Consider the following 16,125-nt stretch of genomic DNA (forward strand, 5'->3'; position numbering starts at 1 on the left):
GTTTCTATAAAATTCCCATTTGAATTGTCCCTTGATGAAAAAAGGATTGAGACCCATCTATTTTTCTCCCAAAAATAAAAGAGCGCTCCAGTCTGTATTTGAATTGTCCCTTGATGAAAAAAGGATTGAGACTGGCCTTCATAATCGAAGGCCTTTTCTGGGCGCTCCACGCATTTGAATTGTCCCTTGATGAAAAAAGGATTGAGACAGTTTTCCAATAAGTGTTGTATGTTATCCAATTGCTTTTAGATTTGAATTGTCCCTTGATGAAAAAAGGATTGAGATAATAGTTTAAAGCTATCAAAGCTACCTTGTTTTATATTTTTTATTGAAATTTTTATTGAAAAATTAAATGGAGCGTTGACTTTTAGATTATCATATTTTTAGCAATAAATATAAATTTAATAATTAATATTGTCTCAATATTGTTTTTTCCCTATTTAACTATCTTTAAGCTAAAAAGGAGGAAAGAAATGTGGTTCGATGGATTGTGAAAATTTTATTATACAAGGAGAGGATAAATGAAACAGATAAAAGAAATCATCCAAACAACAATTAAAGATTTTGTAGAAGTTATAAAAATTCCTAGAACAATTAGAAATACCTTTAAACCAAAACTTTTATTAATTTTATCTCAAAATTTAGGCAATATCCCCAAGGATTCTAAAATTAATTATATAGAAATATCTGATACAGATGGGATGTTATATTTAGATTCTGTATTTTTGATTTATCTTCCATCTAAAATAACCAAAGCACTTTGTTTAGTAGTTAAACAAAATCCAAGTTGTTATGAAGTTTTTGTCAACCAAAATAAAATAATAGAGTATTGTTGGGATTAATGTTTATATTATATTTTGTTAATCTTTTTTAATTTCATCTATAAGTAGTTCAACATAAAATACTACAACACATACAATTAACCAAAATACAGGATTTATAATTAGATTATCTAGATTAAATTTATTTCTTGGTATTACTAATGACAATAGATGACATACTCCCAAAATAAACAAAAGGCCACGACATGAATATAAAAGAACTATAAAGAATCTTTTTACACCTTTTTTAGACATTAGTTACCTCTATGAAATCCAATCACTAATAATGTTTTTGAGATTTTTTAAACTGTTTCCATAGCTTGTTTTTATGTTTAATAGATTACAGCGCTCTAATAAAGAGGAGGATAGTTGATGAAAGGATATAAGCATAGCTTGTCCAAATGTCCCACCCATTATTTGGCGTAAAGAATCTAATTTGTATATGGGTTCGGTTGTAGAGGCTGATTTGTGATTTCTAAAAGTTTTTGTTTTGCATTCAATTAAAAACAATTTGTTGTCGCAACAAAAAGCAACATCTATTTCGTTTTCTGTATTTTCTCTTTTGACTTTAAATGTGCCAGCAAAGTCATAAATCTTATTTATTTGGCTAACAGTATAAAGGGTATATTCTTCTAGCCAACCACCATTGCAAAATTCTAGATTTTTAAATGAAGTAAATTTAAAAACATTCCTATTTATTTGTTGTAGAATATTATTTTCTTTTAAAATTGATAATAATTTTTTCATAGCAGTTGTCATTGTAGGTACTTTAAAAGTTAAATCTTGTTTGTTTCTGGATTCACTAGCATGGAAATTAAGTGTTTTTATTGCTCGGCTAAATAATTTTGGTTGAGCAATTATTTTATTTATTGCATTTAAATGGTTATTTTTTGGTTTAGATGGACTTTTTTTATTAACTTCATATCCATAAAGGTTAAAATATTGTGTCATGTTGATTAGATTAGAAGGCAAAGTTTCTATATCGTATTTTGGAGTAAGATGAATAATTTGTTTTTGATATGTATTGATATAATAACTATTCAAGTTAAATGTTTTACAGATTTCAAATCCAGCCATAGTCATTATTTTTGTCCCGCCTGTGAGATTTAAATATATTTTATATTTTGATTTGTATTTATTTACTATATTAGAAAGCTGTTTTCTTATTTGTTCCAAATTGTAAGGAAGAATTTTATATATTTCTACCATGCTGAATTTCTCTATGTTCTTTTTTAAGATGTTAGATTTAAGAAGTTTATCTTTTGAAGTAAGTAAAGCAACCTTTTCAGCTTTGAATTTTGTTAAGAGTAGGGGCATAAAATTTGGGATAGGTTGGTCAGAAACCAACATAATATGAAGTTGCTTCATTATTCCTCCTTTCATAAGAGTATATTGCAAAATTATTTTTTAAGTTAAAAACAATATTGCAGCAATATTGTTTTTTTAATTTTTTTAAAAAAATAGGTTAATGACTATAAAAAAAAGAAATAATTTAGGTCAACAAAAAAGTAGGGGTAAACGATGGCTGTAGTTTATATAACAAAGCCTCATAGCAAAGTGCATTTAGAAGGGAATCATCTTTTAGTAAAAGCTGAAAATTTTAAGCAAAACATATATACTTTTAATTTAGAGCGTTTAATTATTGTTGGAAAAGTGGAAATTACTCATGCAGCCTTAATGCATATTTTTAGAAATAATATAGATTTGGTTTATTTAACAAGACAAGGTAGGTTTGTTGGTTCTTTTTTAGGTGAATTCCCTAAAAATTTATTTTTGCGTTTGCGACAATATGAAAAAAGCAAGGATAAAGATTTTTCTCTTCAAACAGCATGTTCAATTGTAAGAGGAAAGGTTTCAAACATGCGTACTTTTGTCTTACGTATGGGTAGGGTTTTGAAAAAGCCTGTATTTCAACAAGTTGCAGATAATTTAAATAAAATATTATTTCTTTTGCCCAATGTTAAAGATGTAGAGAGCTTGCGAGGATTTGAGGGGCAAGCATCTAAAGAGTATTTTAGAGCTTATCGAGAGGGGTTTTCTCAAAATTTAAAATTTAAAAAAAGAGTTAAAAGGCCTCCTACAGATCCTGTAAATGCTTGTTTATCGTTTGGTTATACTGTGTTGTTTAATATTGTTCTTGGGGCATGTTATGCAGTAGGTCTTGATCCTGCTTTTGGGGCATTGCATTCATTAAATTATGGTCGAGCGTCTTTGGCTTTAGATTTGATGGAGGAATTTAGAACACCTATAGTAGATATGACTGTTTTAGCCTGCTTTAATCTTAAAATACTAAAAAAAGATAGTTTTGTTTTTGAAAAATTTAAGCCAGAAGATAGTGATTCAGCTATTATTGAACAAATAGATCCTTTAAAGGATAAATTCATGTCCAACGGAATTCAAGATATTGAGCAAGAAGAAGCAGATAATATAGCAAATGAGCCAGATACTGCAACAAGAGTATTATTAAAAACAGAGGCAAAAAGACTTTTTTTAAAAAGACTTGAAAGTCGCTTGAGCAAACAAATTTACTATCAACGCAAAGAAAAACGTCTTAGTTTAAGAGAAATTATTTATGCTCAAGTAGAACATTACGCCTCTTATTTAAGAGGAGAATATACAAAATATATTCCATTTCAAAGTAGATAATATGTTATATGTAGTAGCTTATGATGTTTGCTCTCCAAGACGATTGAGCAGAATTCATAAATTTTTAAAAGATTTTGGAGTTCCTGTTCAGTATTCTGTATTTGAGTGCGATTTAGATCTAGAACAAATAAATAAAATGATTGCAGGAATAAAAGATATTTTAGATTTAGAAGAAGATTCTTTAATTGTTTATCCTGTTTGTAGAGAATGTAGGCCTAAAATTAGCATTGCTGGGCAAGGTTATATTTGGATAGATAAAGAGTTTTGGGTTTACTAATGTGGGTAGTAGTTATTTACGATATTAGAAATTCAAGGCGATTGTCCAGAGTTGCCAAGGTAATGGAAGGTTATGGAAAAAGAGTGCAAAAGTCGGTTTTTGAATGTCAACTTGAGCTAAGTCATTTAAAAAGATTGCAAAGAGAAATAGAAAATATTATCAACAAAAAGGAAGATTCTGTAAAATATTTTCGTTTGTGTGGAAAGTGTTTTGAAAAAAGTTTTGTGCTTGGCCAGTGTGAACGCCATATTGTTATCCCAGAGGTAGAGATTATTTGAAAAATAGAATTTTACTTTGTCTTTGTGGTTTAACCCCTCAAGTTATCACAGAAGCAGTTTATTGTTTAGCTCATTACGAGCCCCAATTTATTCCTGATAAATTAGAAATTATTACTACTTCTAGAGGCAAGATGCATATTTTAGAAAGTTTATTGCATCCAATGCAGGGTAAATTTAACTTATTATGTAAAGAATATAATTTGAATATATTTTTTGATGAGTCTTGTATTCATGTAGTGGATTTTCAAAAAGAATATCTAGATAATTTTGAGACTAAGAATAATAATCTGAAGATGATGGATTTAATTTTAGCCATTGTAAGAAATCTTTGTTTGCCTCAAGAAAATCAAGTCTATGCTTGTCTTTCTGGTGGACGCAAGACAATGAGCTTTTATTTAGGTATGGCAATGCAGTTTTATGCTAAAGAAAATGATGAACTTTTTCATGTATTGGTTAATAAAGAGTTTGAAAATCATCCAGAATTCTATTTTCCCCCTAAAATAGAAAAGCAAATTGTTTCTGTTGATTCAAAAAGTGGGAAATTAACTTATTTTTCCAGTAAAGATGCAAAATTGGTACTATATAAAGTTCCTTTTGTAAGATTAAGGCCTTTAGGTGTAGTAAAAGATATAGAAAAAATTTCTTTTGCTAAACAAGTTAAATATGTACAAGAAACTATTAATAAATCTTTGAAATTACATGTAAACATAGGAAAAAGAACTTTAGTGTATGGAAATAGAATGGTTGAGCTAACTCCAATGGAAATGGCGTTATATTGTTTTTTTGTAAAAAAGAAACTTGATTGTCCTCAAAATAAATGTATTTTAAATTGTACAAAATGTTTTGTTTCTGTATATGATTTGGATGTAGATGTGTTAATTCGATTTTTAAATAAGATTAAAGGGCATTGGAATCCTAATTCAGCTCAACTTTATCAACTTAAACAAAAAGGGGATATTAAAAGTTGGTTTTTTCCTCATAGATCAAGAATAAACAGAAAAATAAAAAAAGTATTTGGCTCAATTGGACTTATTGAGTCTGAAAAACGTTATGCAGGTACACGATATGGTTTAAATATTGATAAAAAAAATTTAATTTTAGAAGATTAAAAAAAGTAAAAACAAATTTTTTGATTTAGGTATGAAAAAATTCAAGCCTAAGAAGAGCTTTTATTCTCTGTTATAAGGGTGTTTTGGGGTAGTTTTTGAGGCAAAAAGGGATTGAAATTAGGAAAACATAAGATTTACAAAGTTGTTATCGTTTTTTATTATCTCTCTTGTTTCCTCATAAAAAGTTTGCAAGTGTAGGCTATAGACCTACCAAGAATTGTATCCTTGAAGGCTGCATCGCATTTGATGTTCCTTTCTTGAAACTGGCAAAAATTTTGGTTTAATTCAAGAGTATAGAGGGGATAAAATTAATTTTTTATGAATAATACTGAAATGCGTGACACGTATTTAATTATTAATCCTGAGCTTTCAAATGTTCGTAAAGCAACAGAATTTGTAAAGCAATGGGCTGTAAGATCAGGGCTTGCTGATAAAATACTTTTAAGATTTCTTTTTGCTGTTAGTGAGTTAATCGAAGCTATTGTGCTGTTTTCTATTGAAAATAGTTTGAGAGAAAAAATAAATATTGAAGTCGAGCCATGGGAAGGATGGATAAAAGTAAATGTAAAGTTTTCTGCCAAAGTCCCCATAGAGCCTTATTTTGAGCATAAAGAATCTAAAAGTGATAAATTCCCAGGACATGAAATAGCTCCAGAGGTGTTTTGGCATCGTGTAGTTGTGGAGTGGGTAGATAAAGCAGAGTGGACAGAAATTGGCGGATGGAAACGAGTAAGTTTTGTTCAGTATGCAAGGCCTTCAGGTAGTCCTGGAGAATTATATTTTTTAGGTCTTGTCCCTATTCAAAGAAAAGGAGTGAATATAAAAATCGTGGGAGAAGATGTTGGCATTGTTACGATAGAAGGAGTTAGAAATGCATTTAGAATGACAAAAGAAATGATGTTTATACTCAATGCTGTAGATGGCAAACGCAATGTGAGAGAAATTTATCGTTTGTATGTAGAAAAGTTCGGAATTGTCCACCCAAAAGTAGTTGGTGGTATGATAGAAGAGCTTATAAAGCGAGGTATTTTATTACCTGGATACCGTATTACTGCAAAGGGTTCCACCCTAACAAATACAAAGCAGAATAAATTTTTGCAAAAGCTGTTGCGCTTTCAATATTCTATCCCACATCCAGATAGCTTTGTTTCATTTGTACATCGTTACTTAGGTTGGTTATGGTCTCCTTTTGTGGTTGTTGTTGCTTTTGTTTTAATATTTTCTTCTTTTCATATTCTTGTATTTAACTTCAGAGCTGTTGAATCTATTTCTGGTAAGGCATATTTGCTTTTTTCGCGCGCAGGAGGGCTAATTGGACTAGTTAGTCTTTTATTACTTAATGTGCATATTATTTTTCATGAATTATCGCATGCTGTAGTATGTAAACGATTTGGAGGGCGTATTCATGCTCTGGGCATCCTTTTTTATTATGGTTTTATATGCGCATTTGCAGATACCACTGATTCCTGGGCGTTTCCATCGCGATGGAAGAGAATAATGGTTTCTTTTGCTGGACCGTTGTCTGATCTTACTGTTTCGTGTATTTATGGTTGGGCTCATATTTTTTTTACACGGCAGAATTTAGATATATATGCTGGCGTATGTGGATTGATGAGTATTTTACTTTTTTATTTTTCTTTGGTTAATATGATACCTTTTTTTGAAACAGATGGTTATTATATCCTTTCTGATATGTTGAATATCCCCAATTTAAGGAAGAAATCATGGAATTATTTAAAACAGTTTTTGTTTTCAATTGTTTTAAACAAAGATAGGCCAAAAATTTCTTGGAAGGAAAAATTTTCGTATCTTATATTTGGAAGCGTTTCTCTTTTATGTGTTGGAGCTATATTGCTTCCGCCTATTCTTGTCGTTTTTGGATTAAAGCAATCACCCAATGATTTTGTTTGGTTTTTTTCTTGTTTTTTTGTTGTCATAATAGCATTAAAAATTTCAAAAATAGCCTTTGAATGGTATCATAAGGCTCGTTTGACCCAGATAAAATTGAAATAAATATAGTTTTTTGAACGAAGACATTAATTTTTTATGGATTTTGGAGATTTTTTTTTGTAAATAAAAAAACACATATATTCACATATATTTTATTAAAAAAAGGAGGCGTAAGATGAAAGAAAAAGAACTTTTATTAAGCCTACTTTCCGATGCTGAACTTATGGCAAAATTCAAGGAAAATCCCAAAGCAGTATTAAAAGAAAAGGGAATTGATGTTCCTGAAGATGTGGAAATTAGGGTTGTGGAAGAAACAGAAAAGGTAAAGTATTTTGTAATTCCTTATGTGGGTAGCGATGCCCCAGCTAGTATTGAGGAATTGGAACAAAGGACAGCAAAATATTGGATTATAGCGTAAAAATTTAAGTTGAAGTTTATAATTTTGTAGAATACTTGTTAAAAGAATCCTCGACGTACTTTTTTGTGACGTCGAGGATTCTTTTGTTATGTGATATTGAAGCTAAAAAATATTATGCAGGTACAAGATATAATTTAAGTTTTGATAAAAAGAAGGTTAAGTGAGAAAATTAAAAAAAGTAAATAACATAAGGAGAAATTAAAAATGAGAAAAAGTTTATGGGTAATCATAGTGTTATTGGCTTTGGTTATAAGCACTATTGCTAGTGCAGGCATTTGGACATCTATTAACTCTTTGACCTTAAAAGAAGTAAAGCCTTCCAAAACTTATGCTTTAGACGTGGTAGGCTTAAATGTAAGAGTATATGAATTTGACACTCAAGAAGAGCCTGTTCATCATTGTGTTGTTATTTTTACAGAAAGTAAGTATAAAGCTCCAGTAATGCAATGTTGGAAAAAATAAAGAGCTAACTTTCTTTTAACTCTTTTAATTCTTTTTCATTTATAGAAAAGCAGTGTTCGTGTTGAGGAAATTTTTCTTCTTCTACTTCTTTTTTAAATTGTTTTACGGCATTTTCTATTTCTGGGTTAAGGTTTAAATATTGTTTTACAAATTTGGGAACAAATCTATCAAACATGCCTACTAAATCGTGAAATACTAAAACTTGTCCATCGCAGTCCTTTCCCGCACCTATACCAATAGTAGGTATAGAAATATTTTCTGTGATTAATTTAGCTATAGGCGCTGGAATTGCTTCTAATACTATACTAAAACAACCCGCTTCTTCCAGAGCTTTAGCATCTTCTATGAGTTTTTTGGCTGCTTTGGCTGTTTTCCCTTGAACTTTAAATCCTCCTAATTGGGCGATGCTTTGAGGTGTTAGTCCTAGATGGCCTTGTACAGGAATGCCAGCATTGATGATGGCTTTTATTTGAGGAATAACTGTTGCTCCTCCCTCTAATTTCACAGCTTGAGCTCCACCTTCTTTTAAAAATCTCCCAGCATTTTCAACTGCTTGTTCTGGACTTATTTGATAGGACATAAATGGCATATCTCCTATGACCACAGAGTATTTTACAGCTCTACTTACGGCCTTTGTATGGTGGAGCATTTCTTCCATAGTGACAGCTAAAGTGTCTTTATGTCCTAATACTACCATAGCCAAAGAATCTCCAACCAAAATCATATCTATTTGGCATTTATCTAAAAGAAGGGCTGTTGGGTAGTCGTAAGCAGTTAGCATAGATAGTTTTCGTTTACCTTTTGTTTGTATTATTTCTGGTATAGTCATAGGTTTAGTCATGGAGCTCTCCTTTTTTTAGATTACTTATTTTAAATATTAGATAATCTAGTGATTCTGATGGTGTTATTTGCCCTGTTTTTATTTTTAGTTCCAAGTCTAAACACAAGTCAAACAAGAATCCTATTTTGCTAGGCCCCAGTTTTAGAGCAAGATTTTTTTTTCTTTGTTGGACAAAATTAGGTAGATATACCTTTTCTCCAAAATAGAGCATCCATAATATTTTGGCCTCTCTTTCTAAAAGCGAGAGTAAGGGGAAAATTATATTTTCTTCCTGACCCAGGTAGCTGTTTTTATAGAGCCAGGTTTTAAAGGAGTGGGGAGAGGTTAAAAGAAGATTTATAAAGTCAAAAATATTTTCATCTATCTCTAAATTTAAAATTTGAAGATGTTCTTCTTTTACTTCTTGATCTGCAGAGGCTAAAATTTCTAATTTTTCCAGTTCATGTAGACAGTATGTAGAATCAAGAGGCAAAAGTTGGCTTAATTTGTTTAGGAGTATAGGGGGAATGGTTATTTTTTTTTCTACAAAATAATTTTGAATGAATTGGGCAATATTTTTTCGGTTGAGTCCTTTAGAGCTAAATATCCATTTATTTTTTTGAGCTAGTTGATATAGAGCATGTTTTTTAAACCAAGCTGGCCAAGGAGGTTCTTTAGTTGACCATTCCTGTTCAAAAAAAAAGATACTTAGAGAAGATTTGTTAGTTGTAGTAAGATAAGGTTTTACTTGATCCCAGAATCCCTTATTAAGCTTGTTCGCTAGACGCACTACTACAACTTTTCCAGGTCCAAATAAGTTAGCTGTAGAAATGGAGTTCCAAAATTCTGACTCTAAAGGCTCGTCTGCCCAAAATACTTTTTTTTCCCAATGTTCGAGCTGAAATTGTTTAATTGTTTTGGCAAGACGTATGTTTAATATCCCACTATCTGGGCTTATAAAAAACAAAAAATTAGGTTTGTGAGGCTTAGGCATTTTTTTATTTAAAAATCATTGTTACTCAGTTGATTTAATCCTAAACGTAAGCACTCATCTACTGCTTTTGCAAGAGCCTCTTTTTTTTCTGCCTCAGAAGTATAACTTTCACTATAAGTAGTCGGTTTAGTTTTTAAGACAACAACTCCCTTTGAATCTTTAAAAATTAAAGATAAACTTACTTTTGCTGCATATTTAAAAGTTAAATCGTTTTCTTCTTTTGTTTGTTCTGAAGTGCTTATATGTTCTATTCTTACAATTAGACTTAAATCCGCAGTATTTTGACTGATGATTTTAGCGTTGCTTCTTTTAGTAATTTCTTCATTTAAAAAGCTTCTTATTTCTCCTTCTAGCCATGATTCCTGAGATGGGTTGATAACTTTTTGAATAATTATAGTTTTGGCGTTATTGGGAAAAATAATAGGAATTGTAGCACTAAAGTGATAGCCACAACCCAAAGTTATTAAACCAATAGCTATAGATAAAATAAAAGATTTTAAATACATTTATTTAACTACAATATTTACTAATTTTTTAGGTACTACAATAGTTTTTACTATTGTTTTTCCCTGAACGTGTTTTTGTACATTGCTATCTTCTAGTGCTTTGGCTTTTACTTCTTCGTCAGAGATATTTGCGGCAACCTCTATTTTGCCCCTAAGTTTCCCATTTACCTGAATAACAATAGTTAAAGTATCTTGTTGTAATGCTTCTGGATCTGCTTTTGGCCAGCTAGTTATTGCCAAGTGTTCTTTATATCCAATCATTTGCCACAATTCTTCGCAAATATGAGGCACAATAGGATAAAGTAAGCAGCACACTGAACTTAAGGCAGAAGAGAGAAGTTTAGCTCCTATTTCATCTTGTTTAAGTTCATCTTTTACCAGATAAATAAGATTTACTAACTCCATTACAGCGGCAATAGCTGTATTAAATTGAAATTTTCCCTTTAGGTCTCTGGTCACCTTGTCTATGGTTTGATGTTCTTTAAAGAGTAATTTTTTGGCATTAGGAGAAAGGTTATTTTTATCTATTTTGCAGGCAGCACCTACTGGAGAAAGTATAGGAAGCAGTTCTATGATAACTCGCCAGAGACGATTTAAAAATCTAAATGAACCATCAATACCTTGATCACTCCATTCCATGTCTTTTTCTGGTGGAGCTGCAAAAAGGCAAAAAAGTCTTACAGTATCTGCTCCATATTTTTGAATCATTTCATCTGGATCTACAACATTTCCTTTAGATTTAGACATCTTAGCGCCATCTTTCAAAACCATCCCTTGGGTAAGGAGATTTTTAAAAGGTTCATCAAGATCTATATATCCTAAGTCGCGCAGAACTTTTACAAAGAAACGAGAATAAAGAAGATGCAAAATTGCGTGTTCTACGCCTCCAATATATTGGTCTACTGGTAACCAATACTTTAAACTATTGGGGTCAAATGGTGCATCTTCTTTGCGAGGAGAGGTATAGCGTAGAAAATACCATGAAGATTCAACAAAAGTGTCCATAGTATCTGTTTCTCTTTTAGCTTTAGCGCCACATTTAGGACAGGTTGTTTCTACAAATTCTTTATATTCTGGTAATGGAGAGCGTCCATCTTCTTTAGTTTTAACGTCTAAGGGTAAAACTACTGGCAAATCCTCTTCTTTTACTGGGACTAAACCACACTTGGGGCAATAAATTACAGGGATAGGGGCTCCCCAGTAGCGTTGGCGAGATATATTCCAGTCTCTTAAGCGATAATTGACAGTTCTTTTGCCTAAATTTTTCTCTTCAAGGTATTTAGCTATGGCCACTTTTGCATCTTCGTTAAATAAGCCATTAAATTCGCCTGAATTAACTAAAAAGCCTTGTTCTGTATAGGCTTGAGTCATAGAAGAAGGATCTAGAGTTTCATTTTTAGGTTGAATAACCACTTTAAGGGGTAAATTATATTTTTTAGCAAATTCAAAGTCTCTTTGATCATGGGCAGGAACAGCCATTACAGCTCCTGTTCCATATTCTGCTAAGACAAAATTTGCCAAGTAAATTGGCATTTTTGCTCCTGTAACAGGATTGATACAGTATCTTCCAGTGAATACTCCTTCTTTTTCTAAGTCTTCAGAAGTTCTTATAATTTTGTCTAATCTTTTTGTCTTTTCAATAAATTCTTTGCAAGCCTTTTCTTGGTTAGTTCCAGAAATAAGAGCTGGAACAAGGGGGTGTTCTGGGGCCATACTCATAAAGGTAGCTCCAAAAAGAGTGTCTGGTCTGGTGGTAAATACCCTAATTTTAGTGGCTTCGCCATCTACTTGAAAATCGATTTCCACACCTTCACTTTTTCCAATCCAATTTTTTTGCATGGCCAATACTTTTTCTGGCCAGCCGCCCTTTAATTTTTCAAGATCCGCAAGTAATTCTTCTGCATAATCAGTAATTTTTAAAAACCACTGTTCTAATTCTTTTTGTTCTACTACAGAGCTACATCTCCAACAGAGGCCTTCTTCCACTTGTTCATTGGCAAGCACAGTATGACATCCAGGACACCAGTTTACAGGTGATTTTTTACGATAAACAAGCCCTTTTTCCCATAATTTGAGAAAAAATAGTTGTTCCCATTTGTAATATTTGGGATGGCAGGTAGCGATTTCTCTGTCCCAGTCATAAGAATAACCAAGTCTTTTTAACTCCTTGCGCATATAATCAATATTTTCATAGGTCCATTTTGCTGGATGAACATTGCGTTTTATAGCTGCATTTTCTGCAGGAAGCCCAAAAGCATCCCACCCCATAGGATGTAATACATTATATCCTTGCATTGTTTTTAAGCGAGCCACTACATCGCCTATGGAATAGTTTCTAACATGGCCCATGTGGATACGTCCTGATGGATAGGGAAACATTTCTAGAACATAATATTTTGGTTTTTTAGAATCATCTTTTACCTTAAAATATTCTTTTTCTTCCCAAATTTTTTGCCATTTAAGTTCAATTTCTTGAGGATTGTAATTTTTCTTGTCCATAGGTTCTCCTCGCTTTTTAAGTAGTTGTTGATAGGGATATGGAGTTATTGAAGTTTATCTTTGTTGTGGAATTTTTACTTTCTCTTAAATCGTATTTTTCTTTAAAGCAAACGTGAGTAAATTTTTTTATCCATTTAGTGAAAACTTCTTCCAAAGAATAATTTTTTACTAAAAAAAAGAATGTGCCATCCCATTTTTTAAAACTTGGCCAAATACTTTCTCCCCATTTAGTTAAAGCATCGATTAAAGAAAGTTTATAAATGCTAACCAATACCGTGGGATCAAAGCAGATGTGTTTTACATTTAAGCCAGAAATGGCCTCAAATAATACTTCTCCAAAAGGTTGGCTGGGGTGAAAAAATAACTGAAGCCATGCAGTTTTATTAGCATCTATTTTTAAGATAGTTTTAGCTTTATTTTGGCTTTTATGTAATTTTAAAATTAATGCAGGTTGGGGCAAAAGTGTATATTTATCTATCAAGCCCAAGTTGACCATTGTTTATATCCCTAGCAATGGCATCTAAAATACCATTTACAAATGTCTTAGAATGTAAATCCCCAAAATTTTTAGCTAATTCCACAGCCTCATTAATACTTACTTTAGGTGGTATATCTGGCCTAAATAGAAGTTCAAATGTAGCTAGTCTTAAAATAGTAAGTTCTATTTTTGCTATTCGATTTATTTTCCAGTTAGTAGAATATCTTGCAATATGGTCATCTATTTGGGATAAGTTTTGGATTACTCCATTTATAAGTTCCCAGGCAAAAACAGCTTGGTCTGGATAAAAATTATTTTTTCTTTTATCTGGGAAGTTGTCTAAACTGAGTTGTAATTGTTTTAATATTTTTTCTGGGCATTCACTCTGTAAGCTAAAATTAAGTGCATACAGAACTTGAAAAGCAAATTCCCGTTGTTTTCTTCTTGAAGGAGTTTTATCTAATTTTGGACTTGTTTCCTGCATTAGATCTGTTCCATTACCCTAATAGTTTCTAAAAGAGCTTGGGCTGCTTCAGCTCCTTTGTTTCCAGCTTTGCTTCCTGCGCGTTCAATGGCTTGTTCTAATGTATCTGTGGTAAGTACCCCAAAACCAACAGGAGTTTCTGTTTCTAAGCTAACTAGGGCAATTCCTTTGCTAGCTTCTGCGGCAACATAATCAAAATGAGGAGTGGCTCCTCTAATGATTGCTCCTAAACAGATTACCCCATCAAATTTTTTACTTTTAGCTAACTTTTTGGCCACAAGAGGAAGTTCAAATGCGCCAGGAACTCTAACCAAGGTTAGGTCCTCTTTTTCTAGACCATGTCTAGTTAAATAATCTACTGCCCCTGCAATGAGCTTGTCTACAATAAAGTCATTAAATCTGCTGGCCACAAGGGCAATCTTAAGACCTTTAGCTTCCAATTTTCCTTCAATGGTCTTTAGGTTCAACATTTTTTATCTCCTCTTAAAATTTTATTTCTGAGAATAAAACTTTATTTTGTTATGTTGTTTAAAAGGTGTCCTAATTTATCTCTTTTAGTTCTAAGATAACAGAAGTTTTCTTCACATGGTTTAATTTCGATAGGCACTCGCTCTACAACTTCTAATCCGTACCCTTCTAAGCCTACGATTTTTTTGGGGTTATTGGTCATGAGACGCATTTTGCTTATGCCCAAACTTACTAGAATTTGTGCGCCTATGCCATAGTCTCTTAAATCTGGTGGAAAGCCAAGGGCTAAGTTTGCCTCTACAGTGTCTTTCCCTTGTTCTTGCAGGGCATATGCCTTGATTTTATTGGCAAGACCAATACCTCTACCTTCTTGGCGCATATAAAGGATAACCCCTTTACCTTCTTTTTCTACCATTTGCATAGCTGATTTCAGTTGACTTCCACAATCACAGCGTAGAGATGCAAAAACATCTCCTGTTAAGCATTCGCTATGCACTCTGACTAGAACTGGTTCGTCTTTGTCCCATGTCCCTTTAACTAAAGCAATGTGCGTTTCTTTATCTGTTTCGCTTTCAAAGGCAATGATTTTAAAGTTCCCATAAGCAGAAGGTAGGTGAGCTTCTGCTACTTTTTTTACCAGAGAATCAAAACGCATTCTATAGCGAATCAAATCTTCTATTGTACAGATTTTTAAGTCATGTTCTTTGGCGAATTCTTCTAGGTCTGGCATTCTAGCCATGGTGCCATCATCTTTCATAATTTCACAGATTACAGCAGCTGGCTTAAGGCCTGCTAATCGGGCTAAGTCCACACTTCCTTCTGTTTGTCCTGCACGTTGTAAGACCCCTCCTTTTCTAGCTTTTAGGGGGAAAATATGACCAGGAGTTACAATATCTTGAGGCGAGACATCATCTTTAATCGCAGTGAGAATGGTAGTTGCCCTGTCATGAGCAGAAATTCCAGTGGTTACTCCATCTCTGGCTTCAATAGATACAGTAAAGGCTGTGCCAAAGCGAGATCCTCCGCGTTGAGGTTGCATTGGTAATTCTAATTTGTCGATTAATTCTGGTGCCATAGCTAAACAAATAAGACCACGACCATATTTTGCCATAAAATTAATAGCTTCTGGAGTAACCTTTTCTGCAGCTATAGTAAGGTCTCCCTCATTTTCTCTGTCTTCGTCATCTACTAAAATAATCATTTTGCCTTGTTTAAGATCTTCAATTGCTTCTTCTACACTACACTTCATTTTTGACCTCTTTAAAATCCATATTTTTGTAAAAAATCCAAAGTAATTCCACTATCAGGTTTGGATTTTTTTTCACTATTTGAGTGAGTTAAAAAACTATGCACATACTTGCCTATTAAGTCTGTTTCTAGATTAACTAAGGTCCCTTTTTGCCAAATAGAAATGGTGGTTTCTTTTTTAGTTGCAGGAATAATGTTTACTGTAAGATAACCAGAACCACAAGTGTTTACTGTAAGACTAATGCCATCTAAGGCTACTGAACCCTTGGGAATAATAAAAGGGCTTAGATCACTAGAAAATTTTAAGGTGAAAATGGTTGATTCTCCTTTGGGAGTAATTTCTACTACTTCTGCTAGGCCATCTACATGCCCAGAAACAAGATGTCCGCCTATTCTAGAGTTTAGTTGTAAGGCTTTTTCTAGGTTAACTTTGTCTCCTGATTTAAGAAATTGCAGGTTGGTTCGTTTTAGTGTTTCTTCTGAAGCATAAGCTTCAAAGTAATTATGGCCAAAGTTTTCTACAGTAAGGCACACTCCATTTACTGCAATGCTTTCTCCTTTTTTAAACTCAGAGAATTTAAATGTTTTTACTACTAATCTTTTTTCTTTTAGAGTAGGACTAATTTCAAGAATTTGTCCAATGTCTTCAATAATACCTGTAAACATA

General features: G+C 32.5%; 19 protein-coding genes. 8 read left to right on the top strand and 11 right to left on the bottom strand.

Annotation, left to right across the window (positions count from 1 at the left end; translation table 11 throughout):
• Positions 1-521 precede the first annotated feature (521 nt).
• Positions 522-842: a hypothetical protein gene (locus BLP60_RS08615; RefSeq protein WP_092066034.1), complete on the top strand. Its 321-nt coding sequence runs from the start codon at positions 522-524 to the stop codon at positions 840-842.
• Positions 843-860: 18 nt separating this feature from the next.
• On the opposite strand, the gene BLP60_RS08620 is transcribed toward BLP60_RS08615, so the two are convergent.
• Positions 861-1,076, bottom strand: a complete 216-nt coding sequence (locus BLP60_RS08620; protein WP_092066036.1) for a hypothetical protein — start codon at positions 1,074-1,076, stop codon at positions 861-863.
• Between the two features lie 9 nt (positions 1,077-1,085).
• Complete coding sequence (locus BLP60_RS08625; RefSeq protein ID WP_159427718.1) at positions 1,086-2,189, bottom strand: Card1-like endonuclease domain-containing protein; 1,104 nt, start codon at positions 2,187-2,189, stop codon at positions 1,086-1,088.
• A 153-nt stretch (positions 2,190-2,342) separates the two neighbouring features.
• Between BLP60_RS08625 and cas1 the strand changes: the two genes are divergently transcribed.
• The 7 genes from cas1 to BLP60_RS08660 all read left to right on the top strand — a co-directional run bounded on the left by cas1 (position 2,343) and on the right by BLP60_RS08660 (position 7,961).
• On the top strand, positions 2,343-3,467 hold the full coding sequence (gene cas1, locus BLP60_RS08630; RefSeq protein ID WP_092066040.1) for a CRISPR-associated endonuclease Cas1: 1,125 nt from the start codon (positions 2,343-2,345) through the stop codon (positions 3,465-3,467).
• A 1-nt stretch (position 3,468) separates the two neighbouring features.
• On the top strand, positions 3,469-3,744 hold the full coding sequence (gene cas2 / locus BLP60_RS08635) for a CRISPR-associated endonuclease Cas2 (RefSeq protein ID WP_092066042.1): 276 nt from the start codon (positions 3,469-3,471) through the stop codon (positions 3,742-3,744).
• Positions 3,744-4,022 (top strand): CRISPR-associated endonuclease Cas2, encoded by a 279-nt coding sequence (gene cas2, locus BLP60_RS08640; protein WP_092066044.1) that lies wholly within the window; start codon positions 3,744-3,746, stop codon positions 4,020-4,022. Before cas2 (BLP60_RS08635) ends, cas2 (BLP60_RS08640) begins: the two co-directional genes overlap by 1 nt.
• Positions 4,019-5,131, top strand: coding sequence for a CRISPR-associated ring nuclease Csm6 (gene csm6, locus BLP60_RS08645; RefSeq protein WP_092066046.1), 1,113 nt, complete (start codon positions 4,019-4,021; stop codon positions 5,129-5,131). The genes cas2 (BLP60_RS08640) and csm6 overlap by 4 nt, the downstream gene beginning before the upstream one ends.
• A 318-nt stretch (positions 5,132-5,449) precedes the next feature.
• The gene (locus BLP60_RS08650) at positions 5,450-7,144 is read left to right on the top strand and encodes a M50 family metallopeptidase (protein ID WP_092066048.1); all 1,695 of its coding nucleotides are present in this window, start codon (positions 5,450-5,452) and stop codon (positions 7,142-7,144) included.
• Positions 7,145-7,256: 112 nt separating this feature from the next.
• Positions 7,257-7,499 (top strand): nitrile hydratase subunit alpha, encoded by a 243-nt coding sequence (locus tag BLP60_RS08655; RefSeq protein ID WP_092066050.1) that lies wholly within the window; start codon positions 7,257-7,259, stop codon positions 7,497-7,499.
• A 204-nt stretch (positions 7,500-7,703) separates the two neighbouring features.
• Positions 7,704-7,961 carry a hypothetical protein gene (locus tag BLP60_RS08660; RefSeq protein WP_092066052.1) on the top strand — a complete coding sequence of 86 codons (258 nt, stop codon included), beginning with the start codon at positions 7,704-7,706 and terminating at the stop codon, positions 7,959-7,961.
• A gap of 4 nt (positions 7,962-7,965) precedes the next feature.
• Here BLP60_RS08660 and panB read toward each other — a convergent pair whose 3' ends face one another.
• From panB to BLP60_RS08705, 9 genes are read right to left on the bottom strand one after another with little or no spacing between them, the layout of a single operon-like run.
• Positions 7,966-8,802 (bottom strand): 3-methyl-2-oxobutanoate hydroxymethyltransferase, encoded by an 837-nt coding sequence (gene panB / locus BLP60_RS08665; RefSeq protein WP_092066054.1) that lies wholly within the window; start codon positions 8,800-8,802, stop codon positions 7,966-7,968.
• Positions 8,795-9,775: a DNA polymerase III subunit delta gene (holA, locus tag BLP60_RS08670; protein WP_092066056.1), complete on the bottom strand. Its 981-nt coding sequence runs from the start codon at positions 9,773-9,775 to the stop codon at positions 8,795-8,797. The genes panB and holA overlap by 8 nt, the downstream gene beginning before the upstream one ends.
• An 8-nt stretch (positions 9,776-9,783) precedes the next feature.
• Complete coding sequence (gene lptE / locus BLP60_RS08675) at positions 9,784-10,281, bottom strand: LPS assembly lipoprotein LptE (RefSeq protein ID WP_092066058.1); 498 nt, start codon at positions 10,279-10,281, stop codon at positions 9,784-9,786.
• Complete coding sequence (gene leuS, locus BLP60_RS08680; RefSeq protein WP_092066060.1) at positions 10,282-12,780, bottom strand: leucine--tRNA ligase; 2,499 nt, start codon at positions 12,778-12,780, stop codon at positions 10,282-10,284.
• Positions 12,781-12,796: 16 nt separating this feature from the next.
• Positions 12,797-13,276, bottom strand: a complete 480-nt coding sequence (locus tag BLP60_RS08685) for a hypothetical protein (RefSeq protein ID WP_092066062.1) — start codon at positions 13,274-13,276, stop codon at positions 12,797-12,799.
• The gene (nusB, locus tag BLP60_RS08690) at positions 13,251-13,742 is read right to left on the bottom strand and encodes a transcription antitermination factor NusB (RefSeq protein ID WP_092066064.1); all 492 of its coding nucleotides are present in this window, start codon (positions 13,740-13,742) and stop codon (positions 13,251-13,253) included. Before nusB ends, BLP60_RS08685 begins: the two co-directional genes overlap by 26 nt.
• On the bottom strand, positions 13,742-14,212 hold the full coding sequence (gene ribH, locus BLP60_RS08695) for a 6,7-dimethyl-8-ribityllumazine synthase (RefSeq protein WP_092066066.1): 471 nt from the start codon (positions 14,210-14,212) through the stop codon (positions 13,742-13,744). The genes nusB and ribH overlap by 1 nt, the downstream gene beginning before the upstream one ends.
• 41 nt (positions 14,213-14,253) lie before the next feature.
• A complete protein-coding gene (locus BLP60_RS08700) occupies positions 14,254-15,459 on the bottom strand; it encodes a bifunctional 3,4-dihydroxy-2-butanone-4-phosphate synthase/GTP cyclohydrolase II (protein WP_092066068.1) in 1,206 nt (401 codons plus the stop codon).
• An 11-nt stretch (positions 15,460-15,470) separates the two neighbouring features.
• Positions 15,471-16,124 carry a riboflavin synthase gene (locus BLP60_RS08705; RefSeq protein WP_092066070.1) on the bottom strand — a complete coding sequence of 218 codons (654 nt, stop codon included), beginning with the start codon at positions 16,122-16,124 and terminating at the stop codon, positions 15,471-15,473.
• Position 16,125 lies beyond the last annotated feature (1 nt).

It is taken from the genome of Desulfonauticus submarinus, assembly GCF_900104045.1.
Taxonomy (GTDB): domain Bacteria; phylum Desulfobacterota; class Desulfovibrionia; order Desulfovibrionales; family Desulfonatronovibrionaceae; genus Desulfonauticus; species Desulfonauticus submarinus.

Excerpts from the sequence above, each read along its gene's own strand:
- BLP60_RS08615 (WP_092066034.1), top strand. The coding sequence starts at position 522 with ATGAAACAGATAAAAGAAATCATCCAAACAACAATTAAAGATTTTGTA.
- BLP60_RS08620 (WP_092066036.1), bottom strand. The coding sequence starts at position 1,076 with ATGTCTAAAAAAGGTGTAAAAAGATTCTTTATAGTTCTTTTATATTCA.
- BLP60_RS08625 (WP_159427718.1), bottom strand. The coding sequence starts at position 2,189 with ATGAAGCAACTTCATATTATGTTGGTTTCTGACCAACCTATCCCAAAT.
- cas1 (WP_092066040.1), top strand. The coding sequence starts at position 2,343 with ATGGCTGTAGTTTATATAACAAAGCCTCATAGCAAAGTGCATTTAGAA.
- cas2 (WP_092066042.1), top strand. The coding sequence starts at position 3,469 with ATGTTATATGTAGTAGCTTATGATGTTTGCTCTCCAAGACGATTGAGC.
- cas2 (WP_092066044.1), top strand. The coding sequence starts at position 3,744 with ATGTGGGTAGTAGTTATTTACGATATTAGAAATTCAAGGCGATTGTCC.
- BLP60_RS08650 (WP_092066048.1), top strand. The coding sequence starts at position 5,450 with ATGAATAATACTGAAATGCGTGACACGTATTTAATTATTAATCCTGAG.
- BLP60_RS08655 (WP_092066050.1), top strand. The coding sequence starts at position 7,257 with ATGAAAGAAAAAGAACTTTTATTAAGCCTACTTTCCGATGCTGAACTT.
- BLP60_RS08660 (WP_092066052.1), top strand. The coding sequence starts at position 7,704 with ATGAGAAAAAGTTTATGGGTAATCATAGTGTTATTGGCTTTGGTTATA.
- panB (WP_092066054.1), bottom strand. The coding sequence starts at position 8,802 with ATGACTAAACCTATGACTATACCAGAAATAATACAAACAAAAGGTAAA.
- holA (WP_092066056.1), bottom strand. The coding sequence starts at position 9,775 with ATGCCTAAGCCTCACAAACCTAATTTTTTGTTTTTTATAAGCCCAGAT.
- lptE (WP_092066058.1), bottom strand. The coding sequence starts at position 10,281 with ATGTATTTAAAATCTTTTATTTTATCTATAGCTATTGGTTTAATAACT.
- leuS (WP_092066060.1), bottom strand. The coding sequence starts at position 12,780 with ATGGACAAGAAAAATTACAATCCTCAAGAAATTGAACTTAAATGGCAA.
- BLP60_RS08685 (WP_092066062.1), bottom strand. The coding sequence starts at position 13,276 with ATGGTCAACTTGGGCTTGATAGATAAATATACACTTTTGCCCCAACCT.
- nusB (WP_092066064.1), bottom strand. The coding sequence starts at position 13,742 with ATGCAGGAAACAAGTCCAAAATTAGATAAAACTCCTTCAAGAAGAAAA.
- ribH (WP_092066066.1), bottom strand. The coding sequence starts at position 14,212 with ATGTTGAACCTAAAGACCATTGAAGGAAAATTGGAAGCTAAAGGTCTT.
- BLP60_RS08700 (WP_092066068.1), bottom strand. The coding sequence starts at position 15,459 with ATGAAGTGTAGTGTAGAAGAAGCAATTGAAGATCTTAAACAAGGCAAA.
- BLP60_RS08705 (WP_092066070.1), bottom strand. The coding sequence starts at position 16,124 with ATGTTTACAGGTATTATTGAAGACATTGGACAAATTCTTGAAATTAGT.